The sequence below is a fragment of the Agrobacterium sp. MCAB5 genome (genome assembly GCF_052114365.1).
GTDB lineage: Bacteria > Pseudomonadota > Alphaproteobacteria > Rhizobiales > Rhizobiaceae > Agrobacterium > Agrobacterium tumefaciens.
The window spans coordinates 519,656-539,146 of the sequence record NZ_JBFREP010000001.1 but is presented as its reverse complement, the minus strand read 5'-3'; the positions used below and the strand labels follow the sequence as shown (position 1 = coordinate 539,146).

13 protein-coding genes, 1 tRNA gene and 1 pseudogene are annotated in these 19,491 nt (G+C 59.5%); 4 read left to right on the top strand and 11 right to left on the bottom strand.

The genetic code is table 11. The annotated features are described in order from the left end of the window. Positions 1-20 precede the first annotated feature (20 nt). A complete protein-coding gene (moaB, locus tag AB4Z23_RS02630; RefSeq protein WP_003515169.1) occupies positions 21-566 on the top strand; it encodes a molybdenum cofactor biosynthesis protein B in 546 nt (181 codons plus the stop codon). Positions 567-610: 44 nt separating this feature from the next. Here moaB and AB4Z23_RS02625 read toward each other — a convergent pair whose 3' ends face one another. The 5 genes and pseudogenes from AB4Z23_RS02625 to AB4Z23_RS02605 form a co-directional block, all read right to left on the bottom strand. Next, positions 611-1,489 carry a dienelactone hydrolase family protein gene (locus AB4Z23_RS02625; protein ID WP_019564276.1) on the bottom strand — a complete coding sequence of 293 codons (879 nt, stop codon included), beginning with the start codon at positions 1,487-1,489 and terminating at the stop codon, positions 611-613. A 110-nt stretch (positions 1,490-1,599) separates the two neighbouring features. Beyond that, the gene (adhP, locus tag AB4Z23_RS02620; protein ID WP_003515167.1) at positions 1,600-2,628 is read right to left on the bottom strand and encodes an alcohol dehydrogenase AdhP; all 1,029 of its coding nucleotides are present in this window, start codon (positions 2,626-2,628) and stop codon (positions 1,600-1,602) included. Positions 2,629-2,777: 149 nt separating this feature from the next. After that, on the bottom strand, positions 2,778-3,179 hold the full coding sequence (locus AB4Z23_RS02615; protein ID WP_003515166.1) for an MAPEG family protein: 402 nt from the start codon (positions 3,177-3,179) through the stop codon (positions 2,778-2,780). 114 nt (positions 3,180-3,293) lie between these two features. After that, the gene (gene guaB, locus AB4Z23_RS02610; RefSeq protein WP_003515165.1) at positions 3,294-4,799 is read right to left on the bottom strand and encodes an IMP dehydrogenase; all 1,506 of its coding nucleotides are present in this window, start codon (positions 4,797-4,799) and stop codon (positions 3,294-3,296) included. A 284-nt stretch (positions 4,800-5,083) separates the two neighbouring features. Next, positions 5,084-6,085, bottom strand: a pseudogene (locus tag AB4Z23_RS02605) (MBL fold metallo-hydrolase). A 193-nt stretch (positions 6,086-6,278) separates the two neighbouring features. Here AB4Z23_RS02605 and AB4Z23_RS02600 point away from each other — a divergent pair. After that, the gene (locus AB4Z23_RS02600; RefSeq protein WP_003515163.1) at positions 6,279-7,676 is read left to right on the top strand and encodes an MDR family MFS transporter; all 1,398 of its coding nucleotides are present in this window, start codon (positions 6,279-6,281) and stop codon (positions 7,674-7,676) included. Here the strand turns inward: AB4Z23_RS02600 and AB4Z23_RS02595 are convergent, their stop codons facing one another. The 3 genes from AB4Z23_RS02595 to AB4Z23_RS02585 form a co-directional block, all read right to left on the bottom strand. Next, positions 7,677-8,417, bottom strand: a complete 741-nt coding sequence (locus AB4Z23_RS02595; RefSeq protein ID WP_003515161.1) for an RlmE family RNA methyltransferase — start codon at positions 8,415-8,417, stop codon at positions 7,677-7,679. It abuts the gene before it with no gap. Continuing rightward, a complete protein-coding gene (locus tag AB4Z23_RS02590; RefSeq protein WP_441359983.1) occupies positions 8,414-10,045 on the bottom strand; it encodes a Ppx/GppA phosphatase family protein in 1,632 nt (543 codons plus the stop codon). Before AB4Z23_RS02590 ends, AB4Z23_RS02595 begins: the two co-directional genes overlap by 4 nt. 166 nt (positions 10,046-10,211) lie before the next feature. Beyond that, positions 10,212-10,288 (bottom strand) — tRNA-His (locus tag AB4Z23_RS02585). Between the two features lie 361 nt (positions 10,289-10,649). Here AB4Z23_RS02585 and AB4Z23_RS02580 point away from each other — a divergent pair. Next, complete coding sequence (locus AB4Z23_RS02580; RefSeq protein ID WP_421477870.1) at positions 10,650-14,393, top strand: ATP-binding protein; 3,744 nt, start codon at positions 10,650-10,652, stop codon at positions 14,391-14,393. 85 nt (positions 14,394-14,478) lie between these two features. Next, entirely contained in the window at positions 14,479-16,137 is a 1,659-nt protein-coding gene (locus AB4Z23_RS02575; RefSeq protein ID WP_421477869.1) for an ABC transporter permease, read from the top strand. Between the two features lie 311 nt (positions 16,138-16,448). Here the strand turns inward: AB4Z23_RS02575 and AB4Z23_RS02570 are convergent, their stop codons facing one another. From AB4Z23_RS02570 to AB4Z23_RS02560, 3 genes are read right to left on the bottom strand one after another with little or no spacing between them, the layout of a single operon-like run. Then, positions 16,449-17,261, bottom strand: a complete 813-nt coding sequence (locus AB4Z23_RS02570; RefSeq protein WP_003515157.1) for an ABC transporter permease — start codon at positions 17,259-17,261, stop codon at positions 16,449-16,451. Positions 17,262-17,265: 4 nt separating this feature from the next. Continuing rightward, positions 17,266-18,174 carry an ABC transporter permease subunit gene (locus AB4Z23_RS02565; protein WP_441359982.1) on the bottom strand — a complete coding sequence of 303 codons (909 nt, stop codon included), beginning with the start codon at positions 18,172-18,174 and terminating at the stop codon, positions 17,266-17,268. Between the two features lie 11 nt (positions 18,175-18,185). Next, positions 18,186-19,343 (bottom strand): ABC transporter ATP-binding protein, encoded by a 1,158-nt coding sequence (locus tag AB4Z23_RS02560; protein WP_441359981.1) that lies wholly within the window; start codon positions 19,341-19,343, stop codon positions 18,186-18,188. Positions 19,344-19,491 lie beyond the last annotated feature (148 nt).

Here is a 19,491-nt window from a genome sequence, read left to right as displayed (position 1 = left end):
CACAATTCGAGGATAAGGCCATGGCAGGCGAAAGACCCTTCATTCCCCTCGGCATCGCGGTTCTGACCGTTTCGGACAGCCGCACGCTTGAGAATGACAAGTCCGGCGACACGCTGGTCGCACGCATAGAGGAAGCCGGACACAAGGTCGCAGCCCGCACCATCGTGGCAGACGACAAGGCTGCTATTTTCAACACCGTGCGCGACTGGACGCTCAACGGGAGCGTGGATGTGGTCATCACCACCGGCGGCACCGGCTTTACAGGCCGCGACGTGACACCCGAGGCGCTGGAACCCCTGTTCGAAAAGCGCATGGACGGCTTTTCTGCCATCTTCCATCGCATTTCCTATGAAAAGATCGGCACCGCCACCATCCAGTCACGGGCGACCGGCGGCGTGGCAAACGCCACCTTCATCTTCGTGTTGCCCGGCTCTCCCGGCGCCTGCAAGGATGCCTGGGACGGTATTCTCAAAGCCCAGCTCGATTACCGCCACCTGCCCTGCAATTTCGTTGAGATCATGCCCCGGCTTGATGAGCATTTGAAACGCGGGGCTGGCGGCGTCTAGAGCGGGATTTCAGGGGTTGTCCGCCACAGCGGACCAAAACCCCATCACGCCAGATATTTTTTGAAGAACTCCGTCGTCCGGCCCCAGGCGAGATCGGCCGCGGCCTTGTCGTATCGCGCCGAGGATGTATCGTTGTTGAACGCGTGGTTGACGCCGTCGTAAACGAAGATTTCGAAGGTCTTGCCGTTTTCCTCCAGCGCCTTTTTATAGGCGTCGATACCGGCATTGATGCGCTCATCCAGACCGGCATACTGTAACAGCAGGGGCGCCTTGATAGCAGGCACATCGGCCGCCGGCGGTTGCTGGCCGTAATAGGCGACGCCGGCATTCAGGCCTGCCGATTTGGTGGCGAACCGGTTGACCAGCCCGCCGCCCCAGCAGAAACCGACCGCACCAACCTTGCCGTTCGCACCCTGCCTTGCGGCGAGCCACACCCGACCGGCTTCGGCATTGGCGACTGTTGCCTCCATATCGAGGCCACTGAACATCTCCCGTGCCTTATCTTCATCCGAAGGCGTGCCGCCCTGCGGCGACAGGAAATCAACCGCAAGCGCCCTGAACCCCGCAAGCGCCACGCGTCTTGCCACATCGCGGATATGGTCGTTCAGGCCCCGGTTTTCATGGATGACGATGACCGAGCCAATGGGGCCGGAGACCGATTTCGGCGTGACGAGATAGCCCTTCATCTCGCCACCGGGGGCGGGATACGTCACCTCTTCCGCAACGATACCCGCATCATCAGGCGCGACGATTGCCGCACGGGCGCTGTTGGCCGAAAGAAGCGGCGCGATTGCGGCAGCAGCTGCGCCGGACCCGGCAAGCAGGCTGAGCTTTTCCATGAATTTGCGGCGATCGAGGCTGAGATGGGTATATTCATCGTAAGCGTCGATCATGGCCTGCGTAATCTTCGGCTTGTCGTCCATCGCTCTCTTCTCCCTGAACGCGCAGATGCACAGGGAGGATAGCGCAGATCGCCGCCCGGTGAACAAGCGGCGGCACACTTTTGCGTGAGCGCCACCGCTGGTCATCTGTCTCAGGCGGCAAGGTCCACGACGATACGGCCGTCGATCTTGCCCTCTTCCATGCGACGGAAGATGTCGTTGATGTTTTCGAGTTTGTCCCAGGAGAAGTGAGCGGCTACCTTGCCTTCACCAGCGAAGGAAAGCGCCTCCTCCAGATCCTGCCTTGTGCCGACGATGGAGCCACGCACCGTGATGCGCTTCAGCACCGTTTCGAAAACCGGAATGGAGATGAAGCCCGGCGGCAGGCCAACAAGTGCCATCGTGCCCTTGGAGCGCAGGAAACCGTAGGCCTGCTCCATGGCTTTGGGCGAAACCGCCGTCACGAGCGCGCCGTGGACGCCGCCGGTCGCCTTCTGCACCTGTTCCACCGCATCCGGCGCCCGACCGTTGACGGTGAAATCCGCGCCCAGCTTTTTCGCAAGCTCCAGCTTGTCGTCATAAATATCGGCGGCAACGACATGCATGCCCATGGCCTTGGCATATTGCACGGCCATATGACCAAGCCCGCCAATGCCCGATATGACCACCCATTCGCCGGGCCTCACTTCGGTTTCCTTGAGACCCTTGTAGACGGTGACACCGGCGCAGAGCACGGGTGCAGCGGGGCCGAATTCCAGATTGTCGGGAAGTCGGCCTACGAATTTCGGATCGGCAAGCCCGTATTCCGCAAAGCTGCCATTGACGGAATAACCCGAGTTCTTCTGACTTGGGCAAAGAGTTTCCCAGCCGGTACGGCACGGAATGCAGCATCCGCAGGCGGTATAAAGCCACGGCGTGCCGGCGCGGTCGCCTTCCTTGATGCCGGTCACGCCAGCGCCGATCTTGGCGACGTAGCCGACGCCTTCATGGCCGGGGATGAATGGTGGATTGGGTTTGACCGGCCAATCGCCCGTTGCGGCGTGCAGGTCCGTGTGGCAAATGCCGGTCGCCTTGTAATTGATGAGAATTTCACCCGGGCCGGGATCCGGTATCGCCACTTCCTCGATGGTCAGCGGTTTGCCAAATGCGCGGACAACCGCGGCCTTCATTGTTTTAGCCATGACATACTCCCTAATCTCTGCTCGCCTGAAATTGTCGACGGCGAGGCAGAGACTACCGGGGATGGGGCGTCACGGAATTGACCCATCGCAAATCGCAGCATTTTAGAAGCGCGATTGTCTCACTTATGAAGCAACCTTACGGTGCCATCTCACTCCAGCGCCAACCAGATGGCGAGCCAGCCCCAGAGGCAGACGAGAAGCGCGAAACCAATCGCGAACAATGGCGCACGATAACGCAAACGGTTGCTGGTGACGTGAACGAAGGAGTGCGCATAACGGGAAATCACGAACAGCCAGGCCAGAACGACGGTAACGATATTGTCCGCGTCGGTAATATAAAGCAGCAGGCAGACGGGGTGGAAGAGAACCGGAAGCTCGAACTGGTTGGCAATGTTTCGGTTGACCAGATAGCTTTCGCGCCCTTCCTGTCCCGTATCGCGATATCTAAGCGCGGTATCACGGTCCGTCAGCGTGTATTTTTTGCGGCGGTAAAGCAGTAAGGCGTAAAGAACGAACACGAGAAATGCATGGGCTATCATCGGCCAGAACATTGCGGTCGTTGGTGACATGCTTTCTCCTCCAATCACAATAACGCTCCCCGATCCGGCGTGAATCGGGGAGCGCCAAATACTGAGACTATGTTGTTGCGGATTCGGTTCGAAAGATCAAACCGCGCCGGGGTAGTTCGGGCTTTCGCGGGTGATCGTCACGTCATGGGCGTGGCTTTCGCGCAAGCCCGCGCTGGAAATGCGCACGAAGGTGGCGCGCTCCTGGAATTCCTTGATCGTGCCGCCGCCGACATAACCCATGGCAGCCTTCAGGCCACCGGCCAGCTGGTGCAGGACGCCGGAGACCGGACCCTTATAGGGAACCTGACCTTCGATACCTTCCGGAACGAGCTTCAGCGTGTCGCGCACTTCCGCCTGGAAATAACGGTCGGCGGAGCCGCGCGCCATGGCGCCAACGGAACCCATGCCGCGATAGGCCTTGAAGGAACGGCCCTGATAGAGGAACACTTCGCCCGGGCTTTCGTCCGTGCCGGCCAAAAGCGAGCCGATCATGACGGCGGAGGCGCCGGCGGCGATAGCCTTCGCCAGATCGCCCGAGAACTTGATGCCGCCATCGGCGATGACAGGAATATCTGCAGCATTGGCCACTTCGACCGAGGCCATGATCGCAGCAAGCTGCGGAACGCCAACGCCGGCGACGATACGGGTGGTGCAGATGGAACCGGGGCCGATACCGACCTTGACGCCATCGGCGCCGGCATCGATCAGTGCCTTGGTGCCGTCAGCGGTCGCAACATTGCCGGCGATGATGCGAACGGAGTTCGACATCTTCTTGACCACCGAAACGGCATCGAGCACGCGCTGCGAATGGCCATGCGCGGTATCGACGACCAGAAGGTCAACACCGGCATCGATGAGGCGTTCTGCGCGCTCGATGGCATCGGCACCGACGCTGATTGCGGCAGCGGCGCGAAGACGGCCCTGCGCATCCTTGGTGGCGTTGGGGTTGAGCTGCGACTTCTCCATATCCTTGACGGTGATGAGGCCGACGCAATTGCCCTTTCCATCCACCACCAGCAGCTTTTCAATGCGGTGCTTGTGCAACAGGCGGCGCGCTTCCTGCTGATCGACGCTGCTTTCCTTGACCGTAACAAGGTTTTCGCGGGTCATCAGTTCATAGATCTTCTGCTGCGGATCGGATGCGAAACGCACGTCGCGGTTTGTCAGAATGCCGACGAGACGGCCATTCTTGTGGCCACCTGCACCGCCGTTTTCAACCACCGGAATGCCGGAAATGCCGTGCGCCTTCATCAAGGCCTGTGCTTCTGCCAGCGTGGCATCCGGGCCGATGGTGACCGGGTTGACGACCATGCCGCTCTCGAACTTCTTTACCTGCCGGACTTCTTCGGCCTGTTCGATGGGGGTAAGGTTGCGGTGGATGACGCCGATGCCGCCGGCCTGCGCCATGGCGATGGCAAGGCGGCCTTCCGTGACCGTGTCCATGGCGGAAGATAGGATCGGCAGGTTGAGATCGATATCACGGGCAATGCGGGTGGCGATATTCGTCTGTCCCGGCATAACCTCGGAATGTCCGGGCTGCAGCAACACATCGTCAAATGTGAGAGCGTCCAAACCAGTGGGTGTTTGAATGATGCGTGCCATGACCAAATTCCTTCATAATGAAAATGCGTGGCCGTCCCGGAACGAAAAGTTCACCCCGGCGCCCTGCAAGGATTGCTTGGAAGTTGGCGAGGGCTGGTAACACGTTCATGACAGGAAGGAAATAGAAAAAACCCGGAATGACCTTCCGGGCTTATTCTGTTGCTGCATTGCAGCAGGCGTTAAACAGCGTCCTGTGGATCCCTGTTCCGCACGACGCGCTTTAACTGCTTGTTTTTACGCATGTCGTTATCGCAAAACCGCTTAACGCTTTTGCGCGATATGCATCAGATGTCGAACTGGTAGGACTTCGGCACGAAACGGTACCCCGTATCCAGCTTTTCCGCGTAACCGACAGCCGGGAAAGGCATGTGATAGCCGAGGAACGGCAACCGGTCCGTGGCGATCATGTCGTAGACCTTCTTGCGGGTTGCAGCTGCCGCCGCCTTATCCATGTCGAACTTCACTTCCCAATCCGGCTTTTGCAGTGACAGGACGAAATGGTTGGCCGTATCAGCCGTCAGGATCAGCTGCTTGCCTTCCGATTCGACACGGAAGATCATGTGGCCCGGCGAATGGCCAAACGCCGCAATGCCGGTGATGCCGGAAACCACGTCAGCGCCGTCGCCGATGAAGGTCGCCTTTTCCGCCAGCGGTTTGACGTTGGCGATGACGCCCTTCTGGCCGCCTTCGGCAGGCGTGCCAACCCGCTTCTCGTCCGTCCAGAAATCATATTCCGCCTGGCCGAAAACATAACGCGCCTTGGGGAAGGCCGGCGCGCCCTTTTACATCAATCCGCCAATGTGGTCGCCGTGCATGTGGGTCAGCACCACCACGGTCACGTCTTCAGGAGAGTAACCGGCAGCCGCCATGCCTTCGATAAGACGGCCATTACCAGCGCCACGGCCGGACTCGCCGAAACCCGTGTCGAACAGCACGAGGTCCGTGCCGGTATTTACGAGAACCGGCGAGAAGGAATTGACGAATTGCTCCTTCGGCAGAAAATTGTCTTCCAGCAGCTTGCCGACGGTTTCCGCCGACTGATCGGTGCCGAAGGTCTCGCCCGGATTGGGCGCGGCGCGCGCGCCGTCCTTCACGACAAGCACTTCGAAATTACCAAGCTTGAAGCGATTGGTTTCAGGCGGCATGGCGTGTTTGATCTCCATGGAAGTTTGCGGCTGGTTCGTCTGCGCCGTTGCGGTGCGCGCCATCAATAGCGGCGCGCCGAGAACGCTTGCTCCCGCCACACCGATAAGGCCGCGTCTGCTCATGCTCAAGGATTGAGTCATCATTTTTCTCCCGATTCTCGCCAATGTCACTTTGCCCAACGGACAATAGAGCGAGAAAGTTGCAAGAAAACCGGCCTCACGCAGGTTTGATCGGAACTTCAGAAATTGATAATTAACGTGTTGGCAAGTCGGCCCATCAGGCGTAGGAGGAACTGCGATACCATTGTCGCAGCGGAGAGCCGCAGGCAGCCTCATGAACCGCATCATTCCCCTGATCCTGGCAGTCGCTCTCTTCATGGAGCAGATGGACTCCACCGTCATCGCAACGTCGCTTCCGGCCATTGCGGCCGATCTTCATGTGGGTCCGATCACGCTCAAGCTCGCACTGACGGCCTATATGGTGTCGCTGGCGATTTTCATTCCCATCAGCGGCTGGATGGCCGACAAATACGGCGCCAAGAAAATCTTCCGTTTCGCCATCGGCGTCTTCGTCGTCGGTTCGATCTGCTGCGCGGTCTCGTCATCGGTATTCGAATTCGTCGTTTCGCGCTTCCTGCAAGGCATGGGCGGGGCGATGATGACGCCCGTTGGCCGCCTCGTCCTCCTGCGGACGACGCAACGCAGCGAGCTGGTTTCCGCCATGGCGCTTTTGACGATACCGGCGCTTGTCGGGCCTCTGACCGGCCCGCCGATCGGCGGCTTCATCACCACCTATTTTTCATGGCACTGGATTTTCCTCATCAACGTGCCCATCGGCGTCATCGGCATCTGGCTGTCGACGATCTTCCTGCCGGAAATCGAGACCACCAATCCGCCACCGATGGACGGCAAGGGTTTCGTATTATCCGGTCTTGCAGCATCGGGCGTGGTTTTCGGCGTGTCGGTCGTCAGCCTTCCTGCACTGCCGCCCGCCATCGGCATCGCTTCGACTGTCATCGGTTTCATCTGCGGCTTTCTTTATGTGCGCCACGCGGCAAACCACCCTGCCCCCATTCTGGATTTCCGCATTTTCCGCAACCCGACATTCCGGGCGGCCACCGTTGGCGGCACCGCCTTCCGCATTTCCACGGGCGCCATTCCCTTCCTGATGCCGTTGATGTTGCAGATCGGTTTCGGGCTCAACCCGTTTCAGTCAGGCATGATCACCTTTGCCGGGGCAATCGGCGCGATCACCACGAAATTCATGGCCAAGCGGGTCTTTGCCGCAACGGGGTTCAGATCAACGCTGATCGGAGCCGGCATCGTCGGCGCCTTCACGACGCTCGCCAACAGCTTCTTCACGCCGGAAACGCCCTACCCGCTGATCATGATCTGCCTGGTCACGGCGGGCTTTGCCCGTTCCTTCTTCTTTACCGGATCCAACGCGCTCAGCTATTCCGATATAGACGACAGCCAGGCAAGTCAGGCAACTTCGATGGCATCCGTGCTGCAACAGATCAGCCTTGCGCTCGGCGTGGCTTTCGCAGCCGCCATCCTGGAAGTCAGCAGCATGTTATCTGGCTCGCATCTGCAGCTCGCCGATTTCCACGTTGCCTTCACCATCGTGGCGCTCGTTTCGCTGTTTGCAATCGTGCCGATCATCCGCATGGACGCGCAAGCGGGCGCGGCCGTTTCCGGCCACCGCGGCAAGGTCTCGCAACCGGCAGAGTGATTAGTCTTCGTCCGCCTCATCCACGTGCATAACGGACTGCGTTTCGGCTGTCCGGCCCTTGAAATGCTTGGCGAGCAGGAACATTTCGACCGATTCCGAGCGCGAGGACGCCGGCTTGATATGCAGGACCTGCTTGAAGTTCTTCTTCAGCATGTCGAGCAAGGCCTTTTCCGTGCCGCCCTGGAAGGTCTTGGCAAGGAAATGGCCGCCTTCCGCCAGCACCTGAACCGCGAAATCGGCCGCGACTTCGCACAGATGCATGGTGCGGATGTGGTCCGTCTTCTGGTGGCCCGTGGTTGGTGCGGCCATGTCGGACAGTACCAGATCCGGCGTGCCGCCAACGGCCTCCATCAACTGGTCCGGTGCGGTCGGATCGAGGAAGTCAAGCTGCAGGATCTTCACGCCGGGGATGGGATCGATTTCGAGAAAATCGATAGCGGCGACGCGGATATCATCCTCGGTGGAATCGGTAACCTTAGAAGCGATCTGCGACCAGCTTCCGGGTGCAGCACCAAGGTCGATGATGCGGGTGGCACCCTTCAGGATCTGGTGCTTGTCGTTGATTTCCAGAAGCTTGAAGGCGGCGCGGGCGCGATAGCCTTCAAGCTTTGCGCGCTGCACATAGGGGTCGTTGATATGACGTTCCAGCCAGCGGCGCGATGAAGCCTTGAGCTTGGTCTTCTTGACCTTCTGACCGATCTTTCGGCCGGTGCGATTGGTGCTTGTGGGCGCCTTGCTCATGTCAAACCTTCCGTTCTGTCCTGCCGTGCCATCTGCATGCGCCTTATCCGGTTACGCCGCCATGCGCCGTCATCCGCCATCATATCCGTCAACAGGCCTTCGCGCAGCCCGCGATCGGCCACACGCATGCGCCGCGCCGGCCAGCGACGGCGAATGGCCTCGAGGATGGCGCAGCCGGCCAGAACCAGATCGGCCCTGTCAGGACCGATGCAGGCATTGGCGGCGCGGCCGGCAAAATCCCATGCCAGAAGCTTGTCCTGCATCGCCGTCACCTCGGTATCTGAAAGCCAGAGGCCATCCACCTTGCGGCGATCGTAGCGCGGCAGGTCGAGGTGAACGCCCGCAAGCGTCGTCACCGTACCCGAGGTTCCGATCAGGTGAAAATCCTCGTGATGCGCAAGCGGCGCCAGAGGCGGGCACTGGAAGGCATCCAGCAGGCCTTCGACTTCCCGCACCATGGCGGCAAACACATCCGGCGTCACATCGCGGCCACCATGGCGTTCCGAGAGGGTAACAACGCCGACCGGCAACGATGTCCAGTGGGTGATGTGGTTGGCGAGCCGGTTGGAACGGTTTTCGCCGACCTTGATGACCGCGATTTCCGACGATCCGCCGCCTATATCGAACAGCACCACCGAACGGGCTTCACGCCCGACTAGGGAAGCGCAACCCGAAACGGCGAGACGCGCTTCCGTCTCGCGGCTGATGATCTCAAGCTTGAGCCCGGTTTCCCGGGTAACCCGCTCCAGAAACTCCTCGCCATTGGTTGCTGCCCGGCAAGCTTCGGTGGCGATGAGGCGCATACGCCTGATCGGGCGTCCAGCAAGTTTCGAGGAGCAGACCTTGAGAGCCTCCACCGCGCGATCCATGGCTTCGTCTGAAAGACGGCCGGTCGATACCAGCCCCTCGCCCAGCCGGACGATGCGCGAAAAGGCATCGACGACCCGGAACTGGCCGGGCCGTGTCGGCTGCGCGATCAGCAGTCGGCAATTATTGGTTCCGAGATCGAGCGCCGCATACATGTCCGTTGCGAATTCGGAGCCATGCTCTTGATGGCGGGCGCCGTGACGGGCGGACATTTCGGATTGTTGCCGGTGCGGTTCCTGAGCCGTCCCATTGGCGCGACCGTTCTGCTTGCCAACATGTCGGGGCGCATGGGAGGGAACCAGCGGGCGACCCTGCGGATCGCGGCTGCGCGGATCACGGTGAGCCCGCTTGCGGTTACGCGACTTGCGACCACCGGCAGGCGGCACGGAGGATGGATTGGTGGCATCCGTTGCGATGACAGCCTCTGGCTGTTCACTGGCAGCAGGCGGCGTCTGATGGGAGGTGCCTTTGCCACGGGAACGCCGACGCCGCTTTCTTTTGCGCGGTTCGGCATCCGGCTCGAGAGCCGATACATAGGGGGAACCGGCCGGAACATCCGCGGCAACATCATGCGACAGCACAGCAACGTCACGGGGTTTACCGTCACGCCTGTTTTTCTTGCCACGACGGGATCGCTTCGCTTTCCCTTTGTTTGCCACCGACGCCCCTTGTTCCGACGGCTTTGGGCCGTTTCCGGGGTCGATCACTGTCTTGTCCATTTCGCCGCGCACAAGCGTAGACGCTATGCTGCTGGCTTTCATAAGGTTTCGTTGGGCGGACAATACCAGCGCAAGAGATTTTAGCCAAATGGTTTTTGGAAGGGAGGAAACCGCACAGTCGACGCGCAGCAAAGACATGCGTTTGCGATAACCCAAATCGGGTTTGAAATCGCTGCAATGATTTTCAAGAATTTTAGGAAATTGGAGATGGTACGGTTGGGGGGTCTCGAACCTCCGACCTCAGGTGCCACAAACCTGCGCTCTAACCAACTGAGCTACAACCGCACATCAAACGCCGAACCGGCGCCACGGGGGGTGACATAAAAGGTGTTTTCGCTATTTGCAAGTCCTTCAGCGAATTTTGCGAAAAAAGGCTTGGAAAGGCAAGCGGTTTTCATGGCGCCAGAGCTGGTAACAGTCGATAGCCGGGTATACCGCTTGCAATCTGGAACGGGGCCAGAACGGGTCTCGCCGGGCCTGTTCATGTTAACTCTATTTGGCGATTCATTCAGGCGGCGGTGGACCGCGCCGCCCTGTGAAGTTATTTAAAATTCTGTTAACGTGGTGCCTCAGCGGGTTTACGTTTCAGCTTCATGAGGAAGCCGAAAGCCTCGCAAGGTCCGGTAGTGCCAGAATAGGTTTCGACATGCCCGCCGTCCAGTATCCCTTTATCGATATCGCAGTGCATGAACGGGTGCGCGAAGGTTTCGGGCGCGGCGAGGCGATGGCTTTGTTCTCGCTCGATCTTCAGAGTGCGCTCTGGGCCAATGGGCGCGGTGCAGCGCTGTTCGGCACGCCGATGGTCTATGATTTTCTGGAACAGGGACCCAAACGGCAGGACGTGACCTTCCGGCAGCTGGCCGCGACGGCGGCGCGTCTTTCGAAGACGGGCGACAGCCTGCCGTTTACCATTCGTATCAATGCCGGCTTCCGCAGCCTTGCCGTTACCGCCAAGGCGGAAATCATCGAGGCCGAACCGGGCCAGCCTGCTATTCTGTTTTCCGCCCTCACCGATCAGGCCGCACCCGACACGGCGGAATGCGCAAGGCGCATGATTGAAGGCTTTGACGATCCCGATATCCATATCGCTGTCATCAATGGCGATAACGAGGTCGTTGCCGCTTCGGCCAAGTTTGCGTCGCTCGGCATCACGCCGCATACGGCAAGGACGCTGGTTAGGATGGCCGCAGGTCAGGCTGGCCACCTCGTCAAACGGCCCGTGCCGACCGGCAAGGGTTACATGCCCGCCGCCGCCGGCCAGATCACGACATCGCCAGAACTCAATCTGTTGTTCGTGGTCGAAACCGCGCTCGGGACGCTCGATCCCGTTAACGGCTTTGCCGAAGACAAGCCGCAGGAAGCACCGGCCGCCGCCCAACCGGCTTTGCCGGTCGCCGAGACCGCGCCTGTTGCCGCAACGGCTGCCTCGTTCGATTCCGTGCTCGACGCCGTCGCCGGGATAGAAGATGTGGAGGACGTGCCGGAACTGCCTTCCGACGTCGAAGACGAAGTGACTGTGGAACAGGATGAGGAAACCGTCCTGCCATTGCTTGCAGCAGAAGAAGAAACGGATGCTCCGGCGGATGTCCCGCTGGAGGATGCCGATACGGCTGCGAATGCGGCGATGACGGACGATATTGCCGATCTCTTCGAACTGGATGCGGATGAGGCAGAGGTTCCGGCAGCTGGTCAGGCTTCCAGCGAAGACCATACCGAACAGGCCCCGGACGTGGAGCGCGCAGAGGCGGAAGATGAGGTCGCTGAAACAATAGCGGCGCAGGACGCTGCACCCGTTGAAGAGGATGCCCCGGCGGCCGTGGAACCGACCGACGAACCCCGGCCTTTTGTCTTCAACGCCGGTGCGCGTGCATCCCGTTTCGTCTGGAAAATCGATGCCGAGGGCCGCTTCAGCTCGATCTCGCACGAATTTGCGGAGGCTGTGGGCGCGAAGGCGGCAGCTGTCGAAGGCATGAGTTTTGCCGATGTGGCGGCACTGTTCAATCTCGATCCGGAAGGCAAGATTCGCGAGCTTCTCGGCCGCCGTGATACCTGGTCTGGCAAGACGATCTATTGGCCGGTTGAAGGCACGTCTCTCATGGTGCCGATCGATCTCGCCGCCCTTCCCACCTATACGCGCTCGCGCGAATTTGACGGTTTCCGTGGTTTCGGCATCGTGCGGCTGGCCGATGCCGCAGAGGATCCGCACGCCACCGGCCTCACCTTCCTGCACGGCGAAGACATCCTTCAAACCGAGGTTTTGCCGCAGCCGGCTGCCGCGGATGAAGACGAGGAATTGCTGGCTTTTCTCGATGAGCTCGATGAGGAAATCCCGGCCGCTGAAGATGCGCCAGCCGAGATTTCGGACGAAGAGCGGCCCCACGATTACAGCCCGCCGGAATTCGAAGTGCCGGCCTTGGCAATCGTACCGACCCCGGAACCAGAGCCGGAGCCCTACTCCGACAAGGTCGTCCATCTGGAAGAGCGCCGCTGGCGCTCCCGCGAGGGCCTGACCGCAGGCGAGCAGGCCGCCTTCCGCGAAATCGGCCGGACGCTGGCACCCGTAGATGCCGTTTCAGACGAAGGCCCGAAGGCGGAAGAAGACGCTCCTTCTACCGATCCGGCTGCACAGCATATCCAAGACGATATCGACGCGGTAACGCAGGTGGACCTGCCGCCCGTGCTGGAAGAAGACGTTAATGCCGCAGAACCGGCTGAGGAAGACGATCTCTTCGCGGACTATGTTCGCGGCGAACGCCCTGCGGCCACGAACAAGCCTGCCGATGAAATCCACATCGAAGAAAAGACAGTCGCCTTCACCGAGGTGGTACCGGCGGCCGATATCGCCGCTGTGATGGTTAGCCCACAGCTGCGCCCCGCCGATGCGCTGAGCGCCGAAACGCTGGACCAGATGCCCGTGGCACTGCTGGTGCATGCCGGTGACAGGCTGATCCATGCCAATCCGGATTTCCTGCGGCTGACGGGCTACGGCTCTCTTGATGAATTGGACGAGGTCGGTGGACTGGAAGCCCTGCTGCAACGGCAGGAGCTTGAGGATATGCCTGATAACGAAGGCGGCATGGTCGTCGTCAGCGCCGAAAATGACATCATTCCGGTCAAGGCACGGCTGCAATCCATCCGCTGGGAAGACACCAAGGCGCTGATGCTGTCGCTGGTTCCGCTGGAAGAAAAGCAGGCACCGGTTACGGCAGCCAACGAGAATACGTCAGCGGCGGAAACCGCGAGTGCCGACGCAGGCAGCGTTTCCGTATTGCAGGGCGAAGTCGAAGAACTGCATTCCATTCTGGAAACGGCAACGGATGGCGTGGTGCTTTTGGGAGACGACGGCGAAATCCGTTCGCTCAATCGCTCCGCCAGTGCGCTATTCAACTACGACAATGGCGAAATCGCAGGAAAGCCCTTCGTCACCCTGTTTGCGCATGAGAGCCAGCGCGCGGTGCTGGACTATCTTTCCGGCCTAGCCAATAACGGTGTCGCCAGCGTGCTGAACGATGGCCGCGAGGTGATTGGCCGCGAGGCATCCGGCGGTTTTCTGCCGCTGTTCATGACGATCGGGCGGCTCAAATCCTCGCACGGCTATTGCGTGGTCATCCGTGACATCACCCAGTGGAAGCGCACGGAAGAAGAGTTACGCAACGCCAAGCGCGCGGCGGAAACCGCCAATGCACACAAGACCGATTTTCTTGCGCGTGTCAGCCACGAAATCCGCACGCCTCTCAACGCCATCATCGGCTTTGCGGACATGATGGCGACCGAGCGTTTCGGGCCGATCGGTCATCCGCGTTATGTGGAGTATTCCAATGATATCGGACGTTCGGGCCGGCATGTGCTCGATATCGTCAACGACCTCCTCGACATCTCCAAGATCGAAGCCGGTCAGATGGATGTCGATTTCATCGCGGTTCCGCTGAACGAGACGGTGGCCGAGGCGGTCTCGCTGGTGCAGCCGCAGGCCAACAATCAGCGTGTCATCATCCGCACGGCGCTTTCGCAATCCGTTCCACAGATCGTTGCCGACCTGCGCTCGATCAAGCAGATCGTACTCAACATCCTGTCGAACGCTATCCGCTTCACGCCATCAGGCGGCCAGATCGTGGTTTCCACTGCCTATGAGGCCAATGGCAGCGTCGCGCTGCGTATCCGCGACACCGGCATCGGCATGACCCGAGCTGAGTTGGAACAGGCCATGAAGCCGTTCCGGCAGGTGGCGTCATCGGGCAAGCGCGTGCGCGGCGATGGCACAGGGCTCGGCCTTCCCTTGACCAAGGCGATGGTGGACGCCAACCGGGCGAACTTCTCCATCACCTCGACACCGAACGAGGGAACGCTGGTGGAAATTACCTTTCCGTCGCAGCGGGTTCTTGCCAACTGAGGCCATGCGGGCGTAGCAATGCGGGAACCGCCGGCTAAACGGACAGCCGGTTGAGGCTTTCGCAGGACAGCAGGCTGGCATTTCCATGACGGTTTCCATTCCGGCAACAAGACGCGTTTCATTGTTGCCCATCACGGCGGTCATCGTCGCAGCCATCGCCGCCATGCCTGTTCTGGCGGTCTTCTGGCTGGCGCTGACCGGCAGCACGGAAGGATGGCAACACCTTCTAGCCAACGTTCTGCCGCGCGCCGGGTTTCGCACCTTCCTGCTGCTGGCGATGACGGCCGCAACGACGGCATTGTTCGGCATTGTCTGCGCCTGGCTCGTCACCACATTCGAATTCCCTTTGCGGCGGGTATTGTCGGCGGCACTTGTCCTGCCGCTCGCCATTCCCTCGTATCTGGCAGCCTATGCTTTCGGCGAGTTCCTCGATTTCACCGGCCCGGTACAAAGCGCCCTTCGCGCCGTCTTCGGCTATCACAGCATCCGCGACTACTGGTTTCCGGACGTACGCTCGCTTGGCGGCGCCGTGGTGGTTCTGAGTTCGGTGCTTTACCCTTATGTCTATCTCTCGGCCCGCGCCGCCTTTTCCATGCAGGGACGGTTTGCGGCCGAAGCTGCGCGCACACTTGGTGCGAAACCGCTTGGCGTATTCTTTTCCGTGCAATTGCCAATGGCGCGGCCGGCGATCGCCATCGGTCTTTCGCTGGTTCTGATGGAAACGCTGAACGATATTGGCGCTGTCGAATATCTCGGTGTCCAGACGCTGACTTTCACGATTTACGAGACCTGGCTCAATCGCAGCAATCTTGCCAATGCCACACAGATCGCCGCCGTCATTCTGCTCATCGTCGGCGCGTTGATCTTCATCGAACGCAACGCACGCGAAAAACAGCGCTTTGCCGCTCCAAAAGCCACGACCATGGCACAACGCCACCGTTTGAAAAGCCTTCGCGGCTGGCGGCGCTGGTCTGCGAGCCTCTTCTGCATCGTTCCCGTGGCGAGTGGTTTCCTCATTCCCGTCATCGTCCTTGGCGGTTACGCCGCAAAAAGGCTGGATGCGCTGTTTGCGCCGAAGCTGCTGAAAGCACTCGGTCACAGTCTTGAGGTCTCGCTTTCCGCCGCCTTCGTCACTCTGATTGCAGCTTTCGTATTTTCCTATGCCATCCGCACCGAGCGCTCGCGCACGTCAAAGGTGGCCGCGCGACTTGGCTCCATGGGATATGGCGTGCCGGGAACGGTGCTCGCCATCGGCGTGCTCATTCCCCTGGCCGGTCTCGACAATCACGTCGACTGGTTTGTCCGCTCCCATTTCGGATTTTCGAGCGGCCTGCTGCTGTCAGGCACTGCCTTTGCCATCATCTACGCCCATTCGGTGCGCTTCATGACCATGGCGGAGGGAACGCTTGATGCCGGGTTCCAGAAGCTCTCGCCGCATATCGACATGGCCTCGCGAACGCTTGGGCGCAACCGGTTGCAGACACTGTTCAAGGTGCTGTTGCCGAATATGCGGCCTGCGGCGCTGACAGCCTTTCTTCTGGTACTGATCGAATCCATGAAGGAGCTGCCGGCGACGATCCTGCTGCGGCCCTTCGGCTTCAACACGCTCGCCACGCTGGTCTATGAAGACGCGTCCCGCTCAAGGGTGCAGGATGCCGCCGTGCCGGCGATCATCATCATCATTGCCGGGCTTATCCCCGTGCTTCTCGTGTCGAAATCGATGGATCATCCGGAAAACCGCTGAAGGCAACCCGCAGGGCGGCAAAAAGAAAGGCGGCCTCTCGGCCGCCTGTATTAGTTGTGCTTTTTTAACGAGAGAAAGGGGGACAACCTCGCCATATGGAAATTATCAATCCCGGCTATCTAAAGTTTGACAGCCCTGCGTTGGGATTTACTTTCCGCCAACTCCTATTAACAAGCGGTTAAAACCAAAATCGATCAATTACCGACGATAATTCCTATTTTGAGACCGTAAAAGTCAAAAACTAAATTACAGGTTTCTAATTTTATCGACGCCTCAACAGTAACGCGTAGAAATCGGAGAGGAATATTCGATCAGTTGCGCGCGGCTGCGTGTTCGTCCTTCATTCGCTGGAGTTCCGTGCGTTTTGAGGCGATGGAAGCGACAATCACGCCGATTGTGACAAGCCCGATAAGGATCGTGCAGATGGCGTTGATCTCAGGTGTGACACCAAGACGAACCTGCGAATAAATCTTGATCGGCAGCGTCGTCGCACCCGGACCGGTGGCGAAACTTGCGATCACGAGATCATCGAGCGACAGCGTAAACGCCAGCATCCAGCCGGCGATGACGGCCGGGAAGATCAGCGGCAGGGTAATTTTGAAGAAGGTCTTGACCGGCGGGCAACCGAGATCGAGCGCTGCTTCCTCGAGGCTGCGATCAAAGGTCAACAGGCGCGACTGCACGACGATTGCCACATAACACATGGTGAAGGTGGTGTGTGCGATGACCACCGTCCAGAAGCCGCGATCCACCCCGACGGCCACGAACAGCAAAAGCAGCGACAGACCGGTAATGACCTCCGGCATGACGAGCGGCGCATAGATCATGCCCGAAAACAGCACGCGTCCCGGAAAGCGCGCAAAGCGCGTCAGAGACAGCGCCGCCAGCGTTCCGAGGATGGTGCCGATGGTGGCGCTCAAAATACCGACACGAAGCGTCACCCAGGCTGCATCCATCAGCCCCTGGTTCGACCACATGGACTTGTACCATTGCAGCGAAAATCCGCCCCAGACGGTGACCAGCTTCGAGGCATTGAAGGAATAAACGATCAGGATGATGATCGGGATGTAGAGAAAGGCAAAACCGAGGGTCAGGACGGTGATGTCGAATTTTCCGCGTTTCATGGCCTCACCCGACTTTCTTCTGCTGGTTCTGGAAGATGGCGATGGGCACCACCAGCAACAGTAGAAGCAGCACCGCAACGGCGGATGCCAGGGGCCAGTCGCGGTTGCCGAAGAATTCAGTCCAGAGCGTCTTGCCGATCATCAGCGTCTGCGCACCGCCAAGCAGATCAGGAATGACGAATTCGCCGGTTATCGGGATGAAACAGATCATCGACCCGGCCACCACGCCCGGAAGCGACAGCGGGAAGGTAATCTTCCAGAAGGCTTTCCAGGGCGGGCAACCCAGATCGGCCGCCGCTTCCAGAAGCGTATTGTCGAGTTTTTCCAGCGCCGAATAAAGCGGCAGCACCATGAACGGCAGATAGGAATAGACGATGCCGATGAAGATCGCCGTCTCGGTGCGGAAGATATTGACCTGCTGGTCCGGCCCCAGAAAACCGAGCCATTGGAACAGCACCGTCAGCAGACCTTCGGGCTTCAGAATACCGATCCAGGCGTAAACGCGGATAAGGAACGAGGTCCAGAACGGCAGGATGACCAGCATCACCAGCGTCGGGCGGATGGATGACGGCGAACGCGCCATGGCAAGAGCCATGGGATAACCGATCAGTAACAGCAGGAAGGTGGAGATGAATGCGATGCGCAGCGACGAGAGATAGGCGTCGATGTAGAGCGGGTCTTCCGTCAGAAACAGGTAGTTTTCGAAATCCAGCTGCGAGAAGAACGCGCCAAGCTTCGAAAACCCTTCGAAGACTGGCGTATAGGGCGGCATGGATATCGCCGTATCCGAAAGCGATATTTTGAAAATGATGAAAAAGGGCGCTGCGAAAAACAGCATCAGCCAGAAATAGGGAACGGCGACGACCAGCCATCGCCAGGGACTTTGCCGGTTTTCAGGAGTGGTGATCGCCATAAAAGCCTCCCTCAGTGCGTTAGCACAAGACCGGAATCCTGTTTCCAGTTCAACCACACCATATCGCCGAAGGTGATCGGGCGATCCACGAGACGCGAGACATTCGCCTGCGCTGCACGGATGACACGGCCATCGGCAAGCTTGACGATGAACACCGAGAAGTAACCGAGATAGCCGATATCCCAGACTTCGCCATAAGCGGAATTGACGGCGCTGTCGGTGGGTTGATCGAGCGAGATGCGGACCTTTTCCGGGCGGATGGCGAAAGCCACCCGGCTTCCGGTGACAGCGGCGCATTCCTGCTCCACTGCAACTGTCAGCCCGTCGCAATCGAGTGTCACCAGTCCCGGCTTGCCGATATCGGACGCGTTAGTGACGACATTGGCGTCGAAAATATTGATGTCGCCGATGAAATCCGCCACGTAACGGCTGTTCGGCGCCTCGTAGATTTCGGCAGGCGTTGCCACCTGCACCACAATGCCCTTGTCCATGACCGCGATCCGGTCCGACACCGTCATTGCCTCTTCCTGGTCATGGGTGACGATCAGGAAGGTGAGGCCGAGATTGGTCTGGATGTCCATCAGCTCGAATTGGGTTTCCTCGCGCAGCTTCTTGTCGAGCGCACCGAGCGGTTCATCCAGCAAAAGCACCTTCGGCCGCTTGGCAAGCGAGCGGGCAAGCGCCACGCGCTGCCGCTGGCCGCCCGAAAGCTGGCTCGGCTTGCGCTTGGCAAACTCGCTGAGCTTGACGAGCCGCAGCATTTCCTCGACCCGCGAGGATATTTCTGCCTTGGGCAGACCGTCCTGCTCCAGACCGAAGGCAATGTTCTTCTCCACCGACATATGCGGGAAAAGGGCGTAGGACTGAAACATCATATTGGTCGGGCGCTTGTAGGGCGGCACGCCGGAAATATCCTTGCCCTGAAGGAGAATACGCCCATTGGTCGGTTCCTCGAAACCGGCCAGCATGCGCATCAGCGTGGTCTTGCCGCAGCCGGAAGGACCGAGCAGCGAAAAGAACTCCCGTTCGTAAATATCGAGCGTCAGATTATCGACGGCGACGAAATCGCCAAACCGCTTGGTGACGTTTTCAAACCGGATGAAGGGAACCGCATCGGGATTGTCCCAAGGGCTAAATTTGCGTTTGACCGGCCCCAGAGTTTTCGCCATTCACCCTACCCTCAAATCCCGTTGATTTTGTAGATTTGAGCATCGGATTTCCCGAAAACAGCGTCACACTTTTCGGTCCGATGCCATGAGGCGGGCAGCGCCGGCAGGTTGCGTGACCTGCCGGCAAGGTATCAGAGAAACAGGCCCG

What these genes read in the sequence shown, in the direction of transcription:
- moaB (WP_003515169.1), top strand. Translation starts at nt 21, where the DNA reads ATGGCAGGCGAAAGACCCTTCATTCCCCTCGGCATCGCGGTTCTGACC.
- AB4Z23_RS02625 (WP_019564276.1), bottom strand. Translation starts at nt 1,489, where the DNA reads ATGGACGACAAGCCGAAGATTACGCAGGCCATGATCGACGCTTACGAT.
- adhP (WP_003515167.1), bottom strand. Translation starts at nt 2,628, where the DNA reads ATGGCTAAAACAATGAAGGCCGCGGTTGTCCGCGCATTTGGCAAACCG.
- AB4Z23_RS02615 (WP_003515166.1), bottom strand. Translation starts at nt 3,179, where the DNA reads ATGTTCTGGCCGATGATAGCCCATGCATTTCTCGTGTTCGTTCTTTAC.
- guaB (WP_003515165.1), bottom strand. Translation starts at nt 4,799, where the DNA reads ATGGCACGCATCATTCAAACACCCACTGGTTTGGACGCTCTCACATTT.
- AB4Z23_RS02600 (WP_003515163.1), top strand. Translation starts at nt 6,279, where the DNA reads ATGAACCGCATCATTCCCCTGATCCTGGCAGTCGCTCTCTTCATGGAG.
- AB4Z23_RS02595 (WP_003515161.1), bottom strand. Translation starts at nt 8,417, where the DNA reads ATGAGCAAGGCGCCCACAAGCACCAATCGCACCGGCCGAAAGATCGGT.
- AB4Z23_RS02590 (WP_441359983.1), bottom strand. Translation starts at nt 10,045, where the DNA reads ATGAAAGCCAGCAGCATAGCGTCTACGCTTGTGCGCGGCGAAATGGAC.
- AB4Z23_RS02580 (WP_421477870.1), top strand. Translation starts at nt 10,650, where the DNA reads ATGCCCGCCGTCCAGTATCCCTTTATCGATATCGCAGTGCATGAACGG.
- AB4Z23_RS02575 (WP_421477869.1), top strand. Translation starts at nt 14,479, where the DNA reads ATGACGGTTTCCATTCCGGCAACAAGACGCGTTTCATTGTTGCCCATC.
- AB4Z23_RS02570 (WP_003515157.1), bottom strand. Translation starts at nt 17,261, where the DNA reads ATGAAACGCGGAAAATTCGACATCACCGTCCTGACCCTCGGTTTTGCC.
- AB4Z23_RS02565 (WP_441359982.1), bottom strand. Translation starts at nt 18,174, where the DNA reads ATGGCGATCACCACTCCTGAAAACCGGCAAAGTCCCTGGCGATGGCTG.
- AB4Z23_RS02560 (WP_441359981.1), bottom strand. Translation starts at nt 19,343, where the DNA reads ATGGCGAAAACTCTGGGGCCGGTCAAACGCAAATTTAGCCCTTGGGAC.